This is a genomic window from Paenibacillus agri (genome assembly GCF_013359945.1).
Taxonomy (GTDB): Bacteria; Bacillota; Bacilli; order Paenibacillales; family Paenibacillaceae; genus Paenibacillus_AQ; species Paenibacillus_AQ agri.
On sequence record NZ_JABWCS010000045.1, the window covers coordinates 1 to 243 of the forward strand.

A 243-nucleotide genomic window follows, 5' to 3' on the forward strand; every position below is an offset into this window, starting at 1 on the left:
AGCTCCGGTCTTTGCTGAAGATGTGCATCGCTTTTTTTAGGATGGCGATTTCCTCTTCCAGATCCTTATTCTTCTGCTCTAGTTCTGAAATTTGTTTCTCTTGCGTACGCAGCTTGCCGCTCCCCACAAACGGTTCATCGGGGAACTGGCGGTACGTCATCATCCAGTTTTTGAGTGTACCCTTTGGAATGTTTAGTTCCAGGGCAATTTCGTCCATGGACTTCCGTTGTTCTTGAATGTACT

At 46.5% G+C, this 243-nt stretch carries 1 protein-coding gene; it reads right to left on the minus strand.

Going from position 1 to position 243, the window contains the following annotated elements; all coding sequences use genetic code 11:
* Window positions 1–243, minus strand: a 243-nt coding sequence (locus HPT30_RS31240) for a transposase (RefSeq protein WP_175369642.1), incomplete at both ends; no start/stop codon positions are given.